The following is an 18,164-nucleotide window of genomic DNA, read 5'->3' on the forward strand; positions in this document are numbered from 1 at the left end:
GGCTGGCTTTGAATCGCCAGAATCCGGTTTAGGTTTAGCGCTATGCTAATCCTGGGAATAGGTTACGTAAGCCGTTGGCGATGAACTCGATGCCCAGCGCGCCAAGAATCAAACCCATGATACGTGTGATCACGTTGATACCTGTTTGACCTAAAAAGCGAACGATAACCGGCGCCGAACGGAATAGAAGCCAAGAGCAGGTTGCAAACGCGATGATGCTAATACCAATTCCCACAGTATCAATGGCTGCAGGGTAACGAGATCCGTAAACAATGGTAGAGCTGATTGCCCCGGGGCCCGCCATTAAGGGCATAGCAAGAGGAACGACTCCGATTTGCTCTTTACTGATGTATTCAGATTTCTCTTGTTTATTCTGCTTATCTTCACCGAGCTTACCGCTCATCATCGAAAACGCGATGCTCAGTAATAGCAACCCACCTGCAACTCGGAATGAGTCTAGCGATATGCTAAACATATCAAGCAGCATTTGCCCCGCAACAAGCGACACTATTAGGATAACGGCAACAGCAATGTTGGCTTGTAAGGCTGTCCTGTTCCTCTCTTCTGGTGGCATATGTGCAGTAAGAGAAACAAAAACAGGCATGATGCCGATTGGGTTTACGGCAGCAACAAGCCCAAGGAAGAATTGCATAAAAATAGCGAGTTCTAAGCCTTGCATGAGAGCGATCTCCAGTTAGCGAATTTTAAGGTTGAAGGTTTGATTCTGTGAATAGTCAGAGCGCGTAATGTAAGGGACAAATTGGATTTGCACGAATGAAAAAAACTAACCTGAAATAGGGGATTATTTTTAGAAAAACTAATTGAATATCGCTTTTGTATTGGCCTTGTTGCAAGTTGGTCGTTAGTGTTTCATTTTGTAATTTATTATCGAGTAACTGTTAACCATCGCACGAATTTAATAAAAATTATGTCAAAATCTAGCCCGTGCAACGGTATGGATATACTCTCAGTAGCACGAATATAGCTGTATACATGTAATTTAACTGACTAAAAATGAAACTTTTTTACAGTTTGTTACGCAATGTAGAAAAAATTTGTCTGTTTGCTTGTTTTTTGAACTAACTAAAAGTGTGATTTTAATCTATATAAATCATGATCTTAAGTCGGTTTTTGCGATTGCCTTACTACTTTTTGGTTAATTCTTTTTGGGTAACTGATCTGGGTCAATTTTTTTCACACAGTGAAATAATATACTCAGCCCTGAAAGCAATTTACTAAGAACGTTGTTGTTTGAGGTTAAAAGCAAGCAGCGAAATTAATAAAAAGTTTTTAATATTTATTATTTTAGGAGATCCACCATGCCTGTAACTAACTTAGCGGAACTTGATGCTCTAGTAGCACGCGTTAAAGCAGCACAAGAAGAGTTTGCAACATTCTCTCAAGAGAAAGTAGACGCAATCTTCCGCGCAGCTTCTCTTGCTGCTAACCACGCTCGTATTCCACTTGCTCAACAAGCAGTTGCTGAATCTGGAATGGGTATTGTTGAAGATAAGGTTATCAAAAACCACTTTGCATCTGAATTTATCTACAACAAATACAAAGACGAAAAAACATGTGGCATTCTTGATGAAGATGAAAGCCTAGGCACAATGACTATCGCTGAGCCTGTAGGTATCATTTGTGGTATCGTTCCAACAACGAACCCAACTTCTACAGCAATCTTCAAATCTCTAATCTCTCTTAAAACACGTAACGGCATCATCTTCTCGCCACACCCACGTGCAAAGAACTCAACGAACGATGCAGCTAAACTGGTTCTAGACGCAGCAGTAGCAGCGGGCGCTCCAAAAGACATCATCGGTTGGATTGACCAACCATCTGTAGAACTTTCTAACGCGCTGATGAAGCACGACGGTATTGCACTTATCCTTGCTACTGGTGGTCCAGGCATGGTTAAAGCGGCATACTCTTCTGGTAAGCCTGCTATCGGTGTTGGTGCTGGTAACGTTCCTGTAGTTATCGATGAAACAGCTGACATCAAACGTGCTGTAGCATCTATCCTTATGTCTAAAACATTCGATAACGGCGTTGTATGTGCTTCTGAGCAAGCAGCAATCGTTGTTAGCGAAGTATATGACGAAGTTAAAGAGCGTTTCGCTTCTCACAAAGCTCACGTTTTATCTAAAGCTGACGCTGATAAAGTACGTAAAGTACTGCTTATCGACGGCAACCTAAACGCTAAAATCGTAGGTCAACCTGCTCCAGCAATCGCTGAAATGGCGGGTGTTAAAGTTCCTGCTGATACAAAAGTACTTGTAGGTGAAGGTCTTGGTAAAGTTTCTTACGATGACGAATTCGCTCACGAGAAACTGTCTCCTACTCTAGGTCTATTCCGTGCAGACGACTTCGAAGATGCTGTTGCTCAAGCGGTAACGATGGTTGAAATCGGTGGTATCGGTCACACGTCTGGTCTTTACACCAACCAAGACGTAAACGCAGATCGTATTCGTTACTTCGGTGACAAGATGAAGACGGCTCGTATCCTAATCAACATCCCTACTACTCACGGTGGTATCGGTGACCTGTACAACTTCAACGTTGCACCTTCTCTAACTCTAGGTTGTGGTTCATGGGGTGGTAACTCTATCTCTGAGAACGTAGGTCCTAAGCACCTTATCAACAAGAAAACTGTAGCGAAGCGAGCTGAAAACATGTTGTGGCACAAACTACCTAAGTCTATCTACTTCCGTCGTGGTAGCCTTCCAATCGCAATGAGCGACCTAGAAGGTAAGAAACGCGCATTCCTAGTAACTGACCGTTTCCTATTCAACAACGGTTACGCAGATGACGTAGTACAAATCCTGAAAGCACAGGGTATTGAAGTTCAAGTATTCTTCGATGTAGAAGCGGATCCAACACTGTCTGTTGTTGAGAAAGGCGCTGAAGCAATGAAGAGCTTCCAACCTGACGTAATCCTTGCTCTAGGTGGCGGTTCTCCAATGGATGCTGCTAAGATCATGTGGGTTATGTACGAGCACCCAGAAACTCACTTCGAAGAACTAGCAATGCGCTTTATGGACATCCGTAAACGTATCTACAAGTTCCCTAAAATGGGTCAGAAAGCTGAGCTAGTATGTATCACTACTACTTCAGGTACGGGTTCAGAAGTTACTCCATTCGCAGTTGTTACTGACGACAAGACTGGTGCTAAGTACCCACTAGCGGATTACGAAATCACGCCTAACATGGCTGTTGTTGATGCTAACCTAGTTATGAACATGCCTAAGTCTCTAACAGCGTTCGGTGGTTACGATGCAGTAACTCACGCACTAGAAGCTTACGTATCTGTTCTTGCGAATGAATACTCAGATGGTCAAGCTCTTCAAGCGCTTAAGATGCTTAAAGAATACCTACCATCAAGCTACAAAAATGGTTCAGCAGACCCAATCGCTCGTGAGAAAGTACACAACGCAGCAACTATCGCTGGTATTGCTTTTGCGAACGCATTCCTAGGTGTGTGTCACTCAATGGCTCACAAAATTGGTGCTGAGTTCCACCTACCACACGGTCTTGCTAACGCACTACTTATCTCTAACGTTGTACGTTACAACGCGAACGATAACCCAACTAAGCAGACTGCATTCTCTCAGTACGACCGTCCACAAGCACGTCGTCGTTACGCTGAAGTTGCTGACCACCTAGGCCTAAGCCAAGCTGGTGACCGTACTGCTCAGAAGATTGAACGTCTACTGACTTGGTTAGAAGAGCTTAAAGTTGACTTAGACATCCCACTGTCTATCCAAGCGGCGGGTGTTAACGAGTCTGACTTCATCGCGAAACTAGACGAGCTAGCTGTAGAAGCGTTCGATGACCAGTGTACAGGTGCTAACCCACGTTACCCTCTAATCACTGAGCTTAAAGAAGTTCTAACAACGTCTTACTTCGGCCAACCATACGTTGAAGGTGAAACTTTCGAAGGTACTACAGTTATCCTTAAGAAAGCAGATCAAAAGCCAGCTGACGCGAAAGCGCCAAAAGCTAAAAAAGAAAAAGCTAACGCATAATAAGTAAGCATTAGTTTGAGATAGGTTTTCGCTAGCACGATACTTATCTATCGGGAAATTCAAAGCCCCAACCGAAAGGTTGGGGCTTTTTTTGTATGAATTGGAATAGGTTTGTTTTTTATTCTCCACTTACATCTCCGCAGACGCTTACACCTCTGCAGCGACAACCCGCCCACTAAAGTAATCATTAGAGACGATGTATTCCGTTGTTCTGGTCAGTTCGTCTTGAAGTTGTGCCCAGTGACACCCATTGAGCTTGCCTTCGGAGTTATGGACGGCAGGGACAACACCGCCGACTCGAATACCAAATGGCGTTAGCTCTTTCGCCCAGCTATGGGTAAAGCCGGTAATCATGGAGTTTGCGCTCTCTAAGCCTGACACATCATGAAAGTCATCGTGAGATATCACATTCACAATCACGCCTTCTTTGTCTTGCTCTCGTAATCTCTCTGCACTGATTTGCCCAAAAGAGAAAAGGGTCGATGCCATAGCTGACAGATCATTGATAAAGCTACCGACAGGTTGATCGCCAATTAGACTAGGCATTGGGGAGCTTATCCAGTTATTGACCAGAACATCGGGTGTCGTGTTGAAGGTGGCTTGAATAAAATCAAATACGCTGAGAATAGCTTGGTTGTCATTCCCTGCGAGCGTGTAATGGTAAACAGAGTCGGAGAAGCGGGCGCATTGTAAATAAGTCGCCTGAAGTGCTTCTGCGTCTTTATCACAAAGGATGACAGTGGCTCCAAGGTTAACAAAGTGATTCGCAATCGTTCCTCCCAATCGCGAGCCAGCAGATGTTACCAATATAATTGAGCTTTTTATTTCCATCCCAGTACCTAAGCAAATCGTCCATGTTGGATAAGAATGGGTTAAATTTCATACAGCGGGTGTGAATTGGCTCAAACTAAGGTGTACCCATTGATAACTTTCTATGAACTTTGTGGCAGGTCACATTTTGCAGTAACTTCAAGTGGTAACCGACATCTTCGGTTTGATGACGACCAAAGGTGATGGTTCATATTGCTTATATCAATCATTCAAACAGCGAGATTGAACAAAGAATAGTCGTGAATATTGAGCGAGAGAGGAATGCTAGGCAGCAGTTATACTTGCGCCTGAATCTGATACTGACGTTGAGCTGTCGATAGCTCGTTGTAGAGCGTCGCATTTGGTAAATCAGGCAGCTGTTTATTTGCGAGTTTACGCCGGTCATGACCAGAAAGGTTTTGGTAAACCTCTTCGGGGAAGTCGGCCGTATCTTCAGGCATGAAAGCAAGTGCTTCAGGTTTCAAATAGTGGCTTAGTTTGGCGCTGGCAAGGCTAGCTTGATGAAAGTGATTCGATTGTTTCGCTGAAATTTCATACGACGATTGATTCGAACGCAGTTGTTGCGGCTCTGCTACGCCAAATTGCTTGCGTAGGCGATCTTCAGTCGTTTCAGTGACGTCAATCGTGTCGATGGGAGTACAATCGCGAACATCATTAGAAAACATAGATAACAGCAACGCAAAATCTGCACGGCGACCTTGCTCAACCGCTTGGCTGATCCCGATGCCGAACTTCAGTTCGTTAATGATTCCTGCTTTGTCTAAAGTATGTATTTGCATGTTGCCTCTCATTGGATACATCTTTAACGGCATGGAATCGGCAAACTTTAGAGTTTAATCACAGGCAAATAAATAATTTATGCAGAGAGAGGAAGAGCGCAAGGAATAGGTAGCGAAGTAAGCACTTTAGGCTCATTGGCTCAGAAAGGTTTAGATTTTATGGAATACGACAGATACAAAAAAGCTCACGCCGAGGCATGAGCTTTCATTAGATAACTCGCTATAAATAGCGCAGCGTAAGTAATAATTACTTAGCTAGGTTCTCTTCTACGAAAGACCAGTTTACTAGGTTCCAGAATGCAGCCATGTAGTCAGGGCGAACATTGCGGAAATCGATGTAGTAAGCGTGTTCCCATAGGTCAACAGTTAGAAGTGGAGTAACACCTTCTTCTGTTAGAGGAGTAGCAGCGTTAGAAGTGTTAACGATGTCTAGAGAACCGTCAGCTTTCTTCACTAACCAAGTCCAAGAAGAACCGAAGTTGTTGATTGCAGAATCAGTGAATTTCGCTTTGAATTCTTCGAAAGAACCGAATGCAGCGTTGATAGCTTCTGCAACAGCGCCTGTTGGTTCGCCGCCTGCTTTAGGAGCAAGACAGTGCCAGTAGAACGTGTGGTTCCAGATTTGAGCTGCGTTATTGAAAACACCACCAGTAGAAGTCTTAACGATCTCTTCTAGTGTTTTGCCTTCAAACTCAGTACCTGGGATAAGACCGTTTAGCTTAACAACGTAAGTGTTGTGGTGCTTACCGTGGTGGAAATCTAGCGTTTCTGCTGAGATGTGTGGTTCTAGCGCGTCTTTCGCGTAAGGAAGAGCCGGTAGTTCAAATGCCATTGCTCAATTCTCCATTGATATGAAAGAGTTAACTCTTTCGATTGCTTCCAGTGATATTATTATTCATGGCTCGCTATATTGCCAACCACGGTCAATTTGCTGACTTGCGATATAGTTTAGCAAGTTTTTACTTTATTAAAAGCTTAATTCATCACTTTTGTGGGAATTGTTAGCCTAACTTGTTAACCGCTTTTTTTATATGGTTTTTATTCTTTTGGTTTGGGGTAGAATAAAGGCAATGAAAGCCGTAATCCATTAACGAGGAAGCAATGGAAACTATCGATAAAATCAAACAGCAAATTGAAGAAAACACTATTCTACTGTACATGAAAGGTTCTCCTAAGCTACCTAGCTGTGGTTTCTCTTCTCAAGCGTCTCAAGCGCTAATGGCATGTGGTGAGAAATTTGCTTACGTAGATATCCTACAAAACCCTGACATCCGTGCAGAGCTTCCAGCTTACGCACAATGGCCAACGTTCCCACAACTTTGGGTTGAAGGTGAGCTAATCGGTGGTTGTGATATCATTCTTGAGATGTTCCAAAAAGGTGAGCTTCAGCCAATCGTTAAAGAAGCCGCTGCTAAAGTAGCTGGCGACGACGCTGAGTAAGCTTTAGGCCTTGGTGCTTAAATATTGAATGGAAGGGGCCTTAATTAGGCTCCTTTTTTCGTTTGAGTGGTTCAACAAAGACTCGATAAGGAATGAACAATGAACGTAAAACTTCATTATGTGCATGATCCAATGTGCAGCTGGTGTTGGGGTTACAAGCCAACGCTTGAGTTATTAAAACAACAATTGCCAGCGAGCATTGAGTTTAACTACGTAGTCGGTGGTTTGGCTCCAGATTCTGAAGAGCCGATGTCAGAAGAGATGAAAGGCAAGCTTCAAGCGATTTGGAAGCAGATTGAAATTAAGCTGGGTACGGAATTTAATCATGAATTTTGGACTGAATGCCAACCGGTTCGCAGTACTTACCCTGCGTGTCGTGCCGTGATCGCCGCTGGTTTTCAGGATCACTACGAAGCAATGCTTGAAGCGATCCAACACGCTTACTACCTTCGTGCGATGCTGCCTCATAGCCAAGAAACGCATTTGCAGTTAGCTCAAGAGCTAGGGATGAATGTACAACAGTTTGAAAATGACCTTTCTAGTAAACTTTTGGAAAGCGAGTTAGATGACCAGTTAGGCTTTAAAGAAGCGATGGGAGTGCATTCTTACCCAAGCTTAATGCTTGAGGTGAACGGTATCTTTAGTGAAGTTGAATTGGATTACCATTCAACGGAAGCGACGCTTAAGTCTATTCGCGAGATACTTGTGAATAACGCTCCCGCTGCGTAATTCAGTGAAAGCTGTTCATATTGGCGTAATGATTTCTAAGGCTTATTCGTAGGAGTAAGCCTTTTCTTTTGTTCGATGCAATGAGTTTATTGCGGTGATAATGGGCTGAGAGTTAAAGAACAAGAGAAAAGGAAGACATTCCAGATACAAAAAGACCGCACGATGCGGTCTTTGTAATAGATAGCTTAGGGCTCTTTACGACCGAATCGAATTACAGAACCATAGCTGCAACCCAACCGAATACGATCAGTGGGATGTTGTAGTGTAGGAACGTCGGTACTACGGTTTCCCATACGTGCTCGTGTTGACCATCAGCATTAAGACCAGATGTTGGACCTAATGTTGAGTCAGAAGCTGGAGAGCCCGCATCACCTAGCGCAGCTGCGGTACCTACTAGCGCGATTGTTGCCATTGGTGAGAAACCAAATGCTGCCGCTAGAGGAACGTAGATAGTTGCAAGGATTGGAATCGTAGAGAACGAAGAACCAATCCCCATAGTTACTAGTAGACCAACAACGAGCATAAGTAGCGCTGCTAGAGGTTTGTTGTCACCGATGCTTGTTGAAAGCGCTTCAACCAGAGACTCAACGCCACCCGTTTGCTTCATTACTGCCGCAAAACCAGCCGCTGCAATCATGATGAAACCGATCATTGCCATCATGTGAACGCCCTTAGTGAAGACATCGTGTGTCTCTTTCCAAGCGATTACACCACCGAAGGTGAAGACCATGAAACCAGCCAAAGCACCGATGATCATAGAACCCGTCGACAGTTGAACCGTTAGCGCAGCAACAATACCCGCAGCAGCCACTAGGATGTGCTTCTTGTTGATCTCTTTCACTTCGGTTGAAACAACAGTATGAGACGTTTCTTTGTACTGGCGAGGCTTACGGTAAGTAAAGAATACTGCCGTAAGCAGGCCAAAGATCATGCCTGCAGCCGGTAACAACATTGCCATTGGTACTTGGCTTGCTACTACGTTTTCAAGACCGTTGTCGTGAAGGTTTTTAAGCAGGATGTTGTTTAGGAAGATGCCACCAAAACCGATAGGTAGAACCATATACGGAGTAATCAGGCCAAAAGTAAGTACACACGCAACCAGACGACGGTCTAGGTTCATTTTTGCGAATACGCCTAATAGAGGTGGGATTAAAATTGGGATGAAGGCGATATGCACAGGAATCACGTTTTGCGAAGACATGGTCACTAAGATCAAAGATGCAAGGATGCCGTATTTTAGACCATTAGATGCCGCACTGTTCTCTTTGCCGTGAATGCGCTTAATGACGCTTTGAGCAAGTAGGTCTGTGATACCAGAACGAGAGATAGCAACAGCGAATGTACCAAGCATAGCGTAGCTAAGTGCGATAGTTGCACCGCCACCTAATCCACTTTCGAAAGCCGCGACAGCATCGTTCAAGTCCATACCAGAGGCTACGCCACCGATAATTGCACTGAACGTGAGAGCCACGACTACGTTTACACGCATCAAAGCTAAAACAAGCATGATGCAAACTGAAATTACAACAGGGTTCATATTATTCTCGGGATGTTGTGTTTTTTATGACGGCAATACGAGTGAACGTTTACCGACTCTATTTTTATTCTTCGTCAACAAGAGGCCAACCACCAAGGGCTTTCCATTTGTTTACAATGCCGCAAAATAACTCTGTGGTTTTTTGCGTATCATACAAAGCAGAGTGTGCTTCTTTGTTGTCAAATTCCATCCCTGCAGTGCGGCAAGCTTTAGCCAAAACGGTTTGGCCGTAGGCAAGACCACTAAGGGCTGCAGTGTCAAAAGTTGCAAATGGATGGAAAGGGACGCGTTTAAGCTTACAACGCTCACTTGCTGCATTAACAAAGTTTAAATCGAACGTAGCATTGTGAGCGACCATGATTGCGCGACTGCAATCTGAAGCTTTTTGTTCTTTTCTCACAAGCTTGTAGATTTCTTTAAGGGCTTCTTGTTCCGACACAGCACCACGTAATGGGCTAAATGGGTCTTTAATTCCGTTAAAGTCTAATGCTGCCTGCTCTATATTTGCGCCTTCAAAAGGCTCAATGTGAAAATGAAGCGTTGATGCAGGGTGCAGATCTCCGTTCTCATCCATTCTTAGTGTAATGGCACAGATTTCTAATAATGCATCGGTTTCAGCGTTAAACCCTGCGGTTTCCACGTCGATGACCACTGGAAAATAGCCACGAAAGCGTTTTTTTAGGGTCAGAGCTTCGTTTTCTACAGTCATGTTAGCCCAAATATGTGTGATTAAGGCTGCATTATTGCAGATAATAGCGGTGATAAAAACTAGGGAAGGGCAATAAATCATAAATTAGCCGACCTATTTCGGCTTGATAATTGCATATTCAAACGTGAGAGAAAAATGCGGCAATTGGCTGCATTGTTAAACGAATTGCTTAAGAGATACTCCACTTTATGAAGAAACAACTCATAACAGGTTCAATGCTATTTTCGCTACTTATGTCGTCATCGGTATTGGCACAAGAAAAGCGTTACGGAGCATCTCCTCAACAGTCGACGTGGGAGATGGTGGCTAATACGCCACTTGAGTGTCGCTTGGTTCACCCAATCCCAAATTTTGGTGATGCTGAGTTCTCATCTCGTGCGAGTAAAAAGATCATTTTAGACTTTGAGCTTAAAATGCGCCGTCCAATGGGGGCGACACGCAACGTAAGCTTGATCTCTATGCCGCCAGCTTGGCGTCCGGGCGAAAGTGCTGACCGCATGACGACCATTAAATTCTTCCAACAATTTGATGGCTATGTTGGTGGTCAAACCGCTTGGGGTATTTTGAGTGAGTTGGAGAAAGGGCGTTACCCGACATTCAGTTATCAAGAGTGGCAGAGCCGAGATCAGCGAATCGAAGTTGCACTGTCATCGGTATTATTCCAAGAAAAGTACAATGTGTTCAGTGACTGTATCGCCAACTTATTGCCTTACAGCTTCGAAGATATCTCTTTTACTATCTTGCACTACGATCGTAACAGCGATCAGTTGAATAAGTCTTCACGTAAGAGACTCAGCCAGATTGCCGACTACGTTCGCTATAATCAAGACATCGACCTTGTGCTGGTGGCTACATACACCGATTCCGTCGATAGTAAAGGTATTAGCCAGAATCTTTCAGAGCGCAGAGCGGAATCATTAAGAGAGTACTTTAAATCTCTAGGCTTGCCAGAAGACCGCATCCAAGTTCAAGGTTATGGTAAGCGCCGTCCAATTGCTGATAACAACTCGCCAATTGGTAAAGACAAAAACCGACGTGTTGTGATCTCTTTAGGTCGCACACAGGTTTAAGCTGAACAATAGCTCGTTTTGAAATGACAAAGCCCGTTTTCACTGATGACGGGCTTTTTTATATTTGAAATTTGGAGCCGTTGTGTTTAAGTAACTCGTTTAGTTCAAGCGGAAGCGAGCAATCATTTCACAGTTGGTCGCGGTATCGATTTTTTCCACCATAGAGGCAATTTTAGGATTGGGGTGGCGTTTCATGAAATCGATAAGGGCTTTCTTACAGCAACCAATAGAGTCAATGAAGCTTGAACATTGCGAATTGGGGCATTGAGGGATCAGGGTCAGTACTTTTTCTGAAGCCAATTGGAGATATTTGAGTTCATATTCAGTATCGCCGGCCCATCGCCAAAACTGAGCGAGGTTGTGGCAAGAAATCACAGAGATAAGTAAGCGCTCGTCCGCTTGGATATCGGTACGTTCAGTAATTTTTTCGCTTAAACTCAATGCTTGCTGATAGTGAAGAATACTTTGTACAGGATCGTCGAGCTGCAATGCCGTATCGGCAAGTAACGTGTGTTTTTCCCATTCGCTAATCATTGTGTTACCTCACTAATCAATAGGGGACTTAATTTAAATGATAATTATTATCATGTAAAGTTTCATCAGTGAGAATGTTGTAATAATTAGTAAAGAATATCAATTATTAATAGAGCTATAAAAAAAGCGAGCTTTATGCTCGCTTATTATGTTTGTTTATACTGGGCTTTAAAGCCAGAATATTGCAGAGTCTAGCGAAGGATTAACCCTCAAGACCTGCGCTTGCTTGTTTGTTCTGAATTAACTCAATCATGTAGCCATCGGGGTCTTTTACGAATGCGATATGAGTTGAACCGCCTTTAACAGGGCCAGCCTCACGTGTTACGTTACCGCCTGCCGCTTTAATTGCATCACACGTTGTGTAGATGTCATCAACACCGATAGCAACGTGACCAAAAGCTGAGCCAAGGTCATATTCAGTCGTACCCCAGTTGTAAGTCAGCTCAATCACAGCGCCTTGAGATTCGTCACCAAAGCCAACGAAAGCCAGCGTGTATTCGTACTCTTTGTTTTCGTTCTTACGCAATAGCTGCATGCCCATTACGTTTGTGTAGAATTCGATAGACTTATTTAGATCACCAACGCGTAGCATGGTGTGTAAAATACGGCCGTTTGACATGATTTGCTCCTAGCTTTAACTATGTATACGTTTTTGTAATTCTGTTTTATGCCGCTAGATAAACGCGGCGCTTTTGGCCAATAGGCTTGTTAGCTTCTTTCGCTTAGGGCTAACAGCTTATGAGCCTAGACGTCCGTCTTCTCTTTGAACTCACATAGGTCTTCTATGATACAGCTGCCACAGCGTGGCTTACGCGCAACACAGGTGTAACGTCCATGAAGAATGAGCCAATGGTGGACATCCAGTTTGAATTCTTTGGGAATAACTTTGAGCAGCTTTGCCTCGACATCGTCGACGGTTTTACCCATCGCTAACTTAGTGCGGTTTGATACACGATAGATGTGAGTATCAACGGCAATGGTTGGCCAACCGAATGCAGTATTTAACACTACGTTGGCTGTTTTACGACCAACGCCTGGAAGGGCTTCTAATGCAGCGCGATCTTCCGGTACTTCACCATTGTGTAGGTCAAGCAGCATACGACACGTTTTGATGGTGTTTTCTGCTTTCGAATTAAACAGACCGATGGTCTTGATGTACTCTTTTAGGCCATCGACACCTAGGTCGAAAATAGCCTGTGGAGTATTAGCCACAGGGTAAAGCTTATCAGTGGCTTTGTTGACGCTGACATCGGTTGCCTGCGCAGATAAGAGCACGGCGATCAGCAACTCGAAAGGACTGTTCCAGTTAAGCTCAGTTTCTGGCTTGGGATTGTTTTCTCTTAAACGCTCAAGTATTTCTACTCGTTTTACATTGTTCATAGCGACATTACTTTCAAATAGTTAGGGCTTGAGTTCCGGCGGAGTTCTTTCAAACTTACTCGTTTTAAAATAACAAGTTCCGCAATGGTTCAGGCTTTATCATCGGTTACGCGCTCTTATGAGCGTCATTATTATGTGTACTTGGTTAATCTATTTACCTGCTGAGCGGTTGAGTTACTCAGCAGGGTTTAAGCTACTGTAACTTATCAGGCATTGGTAACGCGAGCGCGTTCAATAGCTGGTTTTTCTTGTTTGGGCTGTCTAGCTTTAGCTTGGTTGTCGATGATATTTTTCAAAGCAATCAAGAAACCAACACCAATAAAGGCACCTGGTGGTAGCAGGGCTAACAAGAAGCTGTTATCAAATTGGAATATCTGAATGCGCAATACCGAAGCCCAATCACCAAGGAGCAAGTCTGCGCCATCAAATAGGGTTCCGTTACCAATAACCTCACGCATCGCACCCAATACAACCAGTACCGATGTCATGCCAAGGCCCATCCAGAAACCATCTTGAGCAGCAGGTAAAACTTCGTTTTTAGAAGCGAAGGCTTCAGCTCTGCCAATGATGATACAGTTGGTTACGATCAGTGGGATGAAGATACCCAAAGATAGGTAAAGCCCGTATGCGTAGGCATTCATCAGTAGTTGAACACAGGTTACCAGTGATGCAATGATCATCACGAATACTGGAATACGAACTTCTTTTGGCACATGGTTTCGAACCAAAGAGACAGAAACGTTCGAACCGACCAATACAAGCAAGGTAGCAATACCTAAGCCAAGTGCGTTCGTCACTGTCGAAGAGACAGCCAACAGCGGACACAACCCAAGAAGCTGAACTAGAGCAGGGTTATTGGCCCACATGCCATTTTTAATCAGTGTTTTATGGTCACTCATTATTCACCACCACAATTTAGAGGTTGAGCAAGCAATGCTTGGTTGTTTTGGTTAACGTACTGTACCGCCTGTTTGACGGACTTAACGACCGCTCTTGGTGTGATGGTCGCGCCAGTAAACTGGTCAAAGTCACCACCATCTTTGCGAACTTTCCAGCGATCAAGATTCGACTCGGTTACTTGTTTACCTGCAAAAGAGAGTATCCAATCACTCACTCGAAGGTCAATCTTATCGCCTAACCCCGGAGTTTCCCTGTGGGAAAGCACACGTGTACCCAAAATGGTACCGTCAATTTTCATCCCAACAATTACTTTTATTGCACCATTGTAGCCATCAGGAGCAATGGCTTCGATCGCAATCGCACTCGGTTCACCGTTGAGTGTAGCAATATAAGCCGGCATTGCTTGTTCTGTTCCAAGCTCCTCAGCTTCCACCAAAGTACAAGCTGAAAACAGCTCGTTGTCATGAAGATTGTGCGGGATCACTTGGTTAAGCACAGACAGTAACTGAGCCTGTTCTTGCTGCTTAATCTGGTCTTTGGTCAGGTAGTGAGTTACCGCGACCAAACCTGTAGAAGCACACGCAAAAATCGCGAGTACAAGGCCGTTTTTCTTAATTGCATTTAGCATGGTATCCGCTCCTTAGTGGCCGTATGTACGAGGTTTGGTGTAGTAGTCAATCAGTGGAACACACATGTTGGCTAACAATACAGCAAACGCCACGCCATCAGGGAAGCCACCCCAACTGCGGATAATAAAGACTAACCCGCCGATCAGCGCACCAAATACCAAGCGACCTTTCACTGTCGTCGAGGCTGAAACCGGATCGGTTGCAATGAAGAATGCACCAAGCATGGTTGCGCCAGACAATAGGTGAATGGTTGGCGAAGCGGTTTCACCTGGCGTTAAGATTAAGAATACCAGGCTAAACAGCGCAAGGCTGCCGATGAAAGCTACCGGAATATGCCATTGAATCACACGTTGCTTAATCAACACTAGGCCACCAACAAGGTAAGCAAGGTTTACCCATTCCCAACCCACGCCAGCTAACCAGCTGAATTGAGGTTGAGACAGAGCTTCAGAAGCTGTGTTACCTGCCGTTAATGCGGTTTTGAAGGCATCGAGTGGCGTCGCCATAGTGGTGCCATCAATACCAAGACGAGCTTGTTGTAGAGATAAACCTTCATTATTGAAACCAGTAAAGATCATCAAGAAGGAGTCAACAAAGCTTGTTGCTTCAGCGGTTAAGCTGGTCGGCGCATTCCAACTGGTCATTTGAACTGGGAATGAGATCAGCAAAACAACGTAAGCAACCATCGCTGGATTAAATGGATTTTGTCCAAGGCCGCCATATAGGTGCTTAGCGATGACAATAGCAAAGAACATACCTATCACTAGAATCCACCACGGAGAGTGTGGGGGAATCGCGACACTGAGTAGCCAAGCGGTCACAACAGCGCTGTAATCACGCAATGCCATCACTGGCGGACGCTTTCTTAACAGCATTACAGCGGCTTCAAAGGTAACAGCAAGTGCAATAGCAAATACTAACTGGATGAGTGTACCCCATCCAAAGAAGTAGGTTTGAGCTAGTAGACCTGGCAATGCACAAATAGCGACCCATTTCATGAGATCTGGGGTACTTCTACGATTGTGCGCGTGCGGTGAGCTGGCGATAAAGAAGGCCACTACTCTTTCTCCTCATTATTCTTTTTGTCTTGCTCTTGCTGCGCCTTTCTTGCTTTAGCACGAGCAATTGCGGCAGCAACAGCTGCTTTTTTAGGATCGACTGGTTCTGATCGAATCTCAGCTTCCACTTCAATTTCAACTACAGCTTCAGGAGCGGTTGCTTCTGCTTCGACCTGCTTAGCTTGCTGTGCTTTCTTCGCTTTAGCGCGAGCTATTGCAGCGGCAACGGCAGCTTTTTTAGGATCGACGGGCTCTGATTGAATTTCAGCTTCAACTTCAATCACTGGCTCAGGAGTTTCTGCTGTTTGGTCTTGCTTAGCTTGCTGTGCTTTCTTGGCTTTAGCTCGAGCAATAGCGGCAGCAACTGCATCTTTCTTAGCGTCACCTGAGCTTGCAGCTGGAGCTTCAGAAGCTGATTCTGTTTGCTGTGCTTTCTTGGCTTTAGCGCGAGCAATGGCCGCAGCGACCGCGTCTTTCTTAGCGTCACCTGATTTTTCAACCGGAGCTTCAGAAGCTGATTCTGTTTGCTGTGCTTTCTTGGCTTTGGCGCGAGCTATTGCAGCAGCGACTGCGTCTTTCTTAGCGTCACCTGAGCTTGCAGCTGGAGCTTCAGAAGCTGATTCTGTTTGCTGTGCTTTCTTGGCTTTAGCGCGAGCAATGGCCGCAGCGACCGCGTCTTTCTTAGCATCACCAGATTTTTCAGTCGGAGCTTCAGAAGCTGATTCTGTTTGCTGTGCTTTCTTGGCTTTAGCGCGAGCAATGGCCGCAGCGACTGCGTCTTTCTTAGCATCACCAGAGCTTTCTGCAGGAGTATCAGTTGCTGCTTGTTGCGCCTTGCGCTCTCGAGCTTGACGCTTACGTTCTTCACGCAGTTTAGACATTTCTGAATTGTCTGGTTCAGCGCCATCGGCTTTTTGAGCCGCAGCTTGTTTTGCTTTTGCCTTGGCAATCGCAGCAGCAACCGCAGGTTTTACTGCTGGTTCCGCATTAGGTGTTTGGTCTGCCGCTGCTTTTTGCGCTTTAACGCGAGCAATAGCAGCTGCTATTGCATCATCACCATCCGCAGATTTCATATCTTTACGACGGTTGTCAGCGGCTTTCTTAAAGCGGTTTTCACGTTCTGCTTTGTCACGCTCCATACGAGCGTTTTTCTCTTCGAAACGAATCTTGGCGCGCTCTGCAGCTGTCGCTTCGTCTTTTCTTGTTTTGATTTCGGCTTTCGCTTGGCGATAGTACTGAACAAGAGGGATTTCACTTGGGCAGACAAACGCACAAGCACCACATTCAATACAGTCTTTAATATTCAGCTCTTCACACTTATCCAACTCGTTGGCTTTCGCATGCCATTGCAGTTGTTGAGGAAGTAGAGACGCAGGACAAGCTTCAGCACACGCGCTGCAACGAATACATTCCATCTCGTAAGTGCTTGGTGAGATCTCACGACGCGTTGGCGCTAAAATACAGTTCGACGTTTTGGTGATTGGCACATTGGCATGCGGCAAGGTAAAACCCATCATCGGGCCGCCCAAAATTAAACGCGGCAGTTTTTTATCTGCTTTGTAGCCAAACTCTTCAAGTAACTCATGTACTGGTGTGCCTAATAGTGCCCAAACGTTACGAGGTTGCTTAAAGGTTTTACCGGTTAATGTCACAACGCGGTTAACCACAGGTTCGCCGTCAATTACCGCTCGCTTAATCGAGTAAAGAGAACCGACGTTCTGAACCAAAACACTAATGTCTGCAGGGATGCCGCCAGCTGGAACCTCTTTGTTGGTGAGGATCTTGATAAGTTGCTTCTCACCACCAGAAGGGTATTTAGTTGGGATAACACGAATGACGATATCTTTGTCTTTTGCTGCAATCTCAAGTGCTTTTATCGCGTCGGGCTTGTTGTCTTCAATACCAATCACGGTCAGTTTTGGTTGAAGGATGTGTTCAACCACTTCGATGCCTTTTAGTACTTCTTCGGCATGTTCTTGAAGCAACTTGTCATCAGAGGTGATGTAAGGTTCACACTCAGCAGCGTTGACGATCAAAATGTCGGTACGGCCAAGGCCTGACTGAAGCTTTTTCGCGGTAGGGAAGCCTGCACCGCCCATGCCTGAAATGCCAGCTTGGCGAATCACATCAAGCAGCTCGTCTGAGGTCTTTGTTGAAAAGTCTTCAACTGGGTGTTTTTCAATCCAAGTGTCTAAACCGTCAGGTTTAATAACCACACTGAGTTCACTTAAGCCTGAAGGGTGAGCGGTAGTTCTTGGTTCAATAGCGGTAATCACACCCGATGTTGGTGCGTGTACTGGCAAGGTAAAACCCGTGTCCAAGGCTGTCAGTTGTTGGCCTTTTAGCACGGTGTCACCCGCAGCAACCAATAAGTTACCTGGCTTACCGATGTGTTGTTTTACAGGAAGAACGATTTCTTCAGGAAGCCTTGCATGAACGATGTCAGTGGTATTGGACTGTTTCTTGTTTTCAGCAGGGTGCACACCGCCCGGGAAGTTCCAAATAGAGCCCGTACGAATTTGTTCAATTAAAGAGATCATACT

Annotated in this window: 17 protein-coding genes; 4 read left to right on the forward strand and 13 right to left on the reverse strand. The window is 44.9% G+C overall.

What is annotated here, in order from left to right:
- Positions 1–40: 40 nt before the first annotated feature.
- The gene (locus K08M4_RS04795) at positions 41–679 is read right to left on the reverse strand and encodes a YchE family NAAT transporter (protein WP_004734056.1); all 639 of its coding nucleotides are present in this window, start codon (positions 677–679) and stop codon (positions 41–43) included.
- Positions 680–1,319: 640 nt separating this feature from the next.
- On the opposite strand from K08M4_RS04795, the gene adhE reads away from it, so the two are divergent.
- Positions 1,320–4,025, forward strand: coding sequence for a bifunctional acetaldehyde-CoA/alcohol dehydrogenase (gene adhE, locus K08M4_RS04800; RefSeq protein WP_086049038.1), 2,706 nt, complete (start codon positions 1,320–1,322; stop codon positions 4,023–4,025).
- A 147-nt stretch (positions 4,026–4,172) separates the two neighbouring features.
- Here the strand turns inward: adhE and K08M4_RS04805 are convergent, their stop codons facing one another.
- The 3 genes from K08M4_RS04805 to sodB all read right to left on the reverse strand — a co-directional run bounded on the left by K08M4_RS04805 (position 4,173) and on the right by sodB (position 6,467).
- Positions 4,173–4,856 carry an SDR family oxidoreductase gene (locus K08M4_RS04805; RefSeq protein WP_086049039.1) on the reverse strand — a complete coding sequence of 228 codons (684 nt, stop codon included), beginning with the start codon at positions 4,854–4,856 and terminating at the stop codon, positions 4,173–4,175.
- Positions 4,857–5,131: 275 nt separating this feature from the next.
- Positions 5,132–5,635 (reverse strand): VC2046/SO_2500 family protein, encoded by a 504-nt coding sequence (locus K08M4_RS04810; protein WP_261340866.1) that lies wholly within the window; start codon positions 5,633–5,635, stop codon positions 5,132–5,134.
- Positions 5,636–5,882: 247 nt separating this feature from the next.
- Complete coding sequence (sodB, locus tag K08M4_RS04815) at positions 5,883–6,467, reverse strand: superoxide dismutase [Fe] (protein WP_004734050.1); 585 nt, start codon at positions 6,465–6,467, stop codon at positions 5,883–5,885.
- A 269-nt stretch (positions 6,468–6,736) separates the two neighbouring features.
- On the opposite strand from sodB, the gene K08M4_RS04820 reads away from it, so the two are divergent.
- The gene (locus tag K08M4_RS04820; protein WP_009848715.1) at positions 6,737–7,075 is read left to right on the forward strand and encodes a Grx4 family monothiol glutaredoxin; all 339 of its coding nucleotides are present in this window, start codon (positions 6,737–6,739) and stop codon (positions 7,073–7,075) included.
- 99 nt (positions 7,076–7,174) lie between these two features.
- A complete protein-coding gene (locus tag K08M4_RS04825) occupies positions 7,175–7,804 on the forward strand; it encodes a DsbA family protein (RefSeq protein WP_086049041.1) in 630 nt (209 codons plus the stop codon).
- 211 nt (positions 7,805–8,015) lie between these two features.
- Here K08M4_RS04825 and K08M4_RS04830 read toward each other — a convergent pair whose 3' ends face one another.
- Together K08M4_RS04830 and rnt are read right to left on the reverse strand one after the other, a co-directional pair.
- Entirely contained in the window at positions 8,016–9,341 is a 1,326-nt protein-coding gene (locus K08M4_RS04830) for a Na+/H+ antiporter family protein (RefSeq protein ID WP_086049042.1), read from the reverse strand.
- Positions 9,342–9,405: 64 nt separating this feature from the next.
- Positions 9,406–10,050 (reverse strand): ribonuclease T, encoded by a 645-nt coding sequence (gene rnt / locus K08M4_RS04835; protein ID WP_029222960.1) that lies wholly within the window; start codon positions 10,048–10,050, stop codon positions 9,406–9,408.
- A gap of 188 nt (positions 10,051–10,238) precedes the next feature.
- On the opposite strand from rnt, the gene motY reads away from it, so the two are divergent.
- Positions 10,239–11,120, forward strand: a complete 882-nt coding sequence (gene motY, locus K08M4_RS04840) for a flagellar protein MotY (protein ID WP_086049043.1) — start codon at positions 10,239–10,241, stop codon at positions 11,118–11,120.
- A gap of 99 nt (positions 11,121–11,219) precedes the next feature.
- On the opposite strand, the gene K08M4_RS04845 is transcribed toward motY, so the two are convergent.
- From K08M4_RS04845 to rsxC, 7 genes are all read right to left on the reverse strand, one after another.
- Positions 11,220–11,654, reverse strand: coding sequence for a DUF2753 domain-containing protein (locus K08M4_RS04845; RefSeq protein ID WP_086049044.1), 435 nt, complete (start codon positions 11,652–11,654; stop codon positions 11,220–11,222).
- Positions 11,655–11,856: 202 nt separating this feature from the next.
- The gene (gene gloA, locus K08M4_RS04850) at positions 11,857–12,273 is read right to left on the reverse strand and encodes a lactoylglutathione lyase (protein ID WP_086049045.1); all 417 of its coding nucleotides are present in this window, start codon (positions 12,271–12,273) and stop codon (positions 11,857–11,859) included.
- Positions 12,274–12,398: 125 nt separating this feature from the next.
- Complete coding sequence (gene nth, locus K08M4_RS04855) at positions 12,399–13,034, reverse strand: endonuclease III (RefSeq protein WP_010437137.1); 636 nt, start codon at positions 13,032–13,034, stop codon at positions 12,399–12,401.
- A 206-nt stretch (positions 13,035–13,240) separates the two neighbouring features.
- Entirely contained in the window at positions 13,241–13,933 is a 693-nt protein-coding gene (locus K08M4_RS04860; RefSeq protein ID WP_004734044.1) for an electron transport complex subunit E, read from the reverse strand.
- The gene (gene rsxG / locus K08M4_RS04865) at positions 13,933–14,562 is read right to left on the reverse strand and encodes an electron transport complex subunit RsxG (RefSeq protein WP_016793915.1); all 630 of its coding nucleotides are present in this window, start codon (positions 14,560–14,562) and stop codon (positions 13,933–13,935) included. The genes K08M4_RS04860 and rsxG overlap by 1 nt, the downstream gene beginning before the upstream one ends.
- 12 nt (positions 14,563–14,574) lie before the next feature.
- Positions 14,575–15,621, reverse strand: coding sequence for an electron transport complex subunit RsxD (gene rsxD, locus K08M4_RS04870; protein WP_004734042.1), 1,047 nt, complete (start codon positions 15,619–15,621; stop codon positions 14,575–14,577).
- Positions 15,621–18,161: an electron transport complex subunit RsxC gene (gene rsxC, locus K08M4_RS04875; RefSeq protein WP_086049046.1), complete on the reverse strand. Its 2,541-nt coding sequence runs from the start codon at positions 18,159–18,161 to the stop codon at positions 15,621–15,623. The genes rsxD and rsxC overlap by 1 nt, the downstream gene beginning before the upstream one ends.
- Positions 18,162–18,164: the final 3 nt, after the last annotated feature.

The sequence above is a fragment of the Vibrio syngnathi genome (assembly GCF_002119525.1).
Taxonomy (GTDB): domain Bacteria; phylum Pseudomonadota; class Gammaproteobacteria; order Enterobacterales; family Vibrionaceae; genus Vibrio; species Vibrio syngnathi.

Bases quoted from the DNA above. Each gene is read 5' to 3' on its own strand.
- K08M4_RS04825 (WP_086049041.1), top strand. From the start codon at position 7,175: ATGAACGTAAAACTTCATTATGTGCATGATCCAATGTGCAGCTGGTGT.
- nth (WP_010437137.1), bottom strand. From the start codon at position 13,034: ATGAACAATGTAAAACGAGTAGAAATACTTGAGCGTTTAAGAGAAAAC.
- K08M4_RS04845 (WP_086049044.1), bottom strand. From the start codon at position 11,654: ATGATTAGCGAATGGGAAAAACACACGTTACTTGCCGATACGGCATTG.
- adhE (WP_086049038.1), top strand. From the start codon at position 1,320: ATGCCTGTAACTAACTTAGCGGAACTTGATGCTCTAGTAGCACGCGTT.
- K08M4_RS04820 (WP_009848715.1), top strand. From the start codon at position 6,737: ATGGAAACTATCGATAAAATCAAACAGCAAATTGAAGAAAACACTATT.
- K08M4_RS04795 (WP_004734056.1), bottom strand. From the start codon at position 679: ATGCAAGGCTTAGAACTCGCTATTTTTATGCAATTCTTCCTTGGGCTT.
- gloA (WP_086049045.1), bottom strand. From the start codon at position 12,273: ATGTCAAACGGCCGTATTTTACACACCATGCTACGCGTTGGTGATCTA.
- K08M4_RS04805 (WP_086049039.1), bottom strand. From the start codon at position 4,856: ATGGAAATAAAAAGCTCAATTATATTGGTAACATCTGCTGGCTCGCGA.
- K08M4_RS04860 (WP_004734044.1), bottom strand. From the start codon at position 13,933: ATGAGTGACCATAAAACACTGATTAAAAATGGCATGTGGGCCAATAAC.
- motY (WP_086049043.1), top strand. From the start codon at position 10,239: ATGAAGAAACAACTCATAACAGGTTCAATGCTATTTTCGCTACTTATG.
- rnt (WP_029222960.1), bottom strand. From the start codon at position 10,050: ATGACTGTAGAAAACGAAGCTCTGACCCTAAAAAAACGCTTTCGTGGC.
- rsxG (WP_016793915.1), bottom strand. From the start codon at position 14,562: ATGCTAAATGCAATTAAGAAAAACGGCCTTGTACTCGCGATTTTTGCG.
- K08M4_RS04830 (WP_086049042.1), bottom strand. From the start codon at position 9,341: ATGAACCCTGTTGTAATTTCAGTTTGCATCATGCTTGTTTTAGCTTTG.
- rsxC (WP_086049046.1), bottom strand. From the start codon at position 18,161: ATGATCTCTTTAATTGAACAAATTCGTACGGGCTCTATTTGGAACTTC.
- K08M4_RS04810 (WP_261340866.1), bottom strand. From the start codon at position 5,635: ATGCAAATACATACTTTAGACAAAGCAGGAATCATTAACGAACTGAAG.
- sodB (WP_004734050.1), bottom strand. From the start codon at position 6,467: ATGGCATTTGAACTACCGGCTCTTCCTTACGCGAAAGACGCGCTAGAA.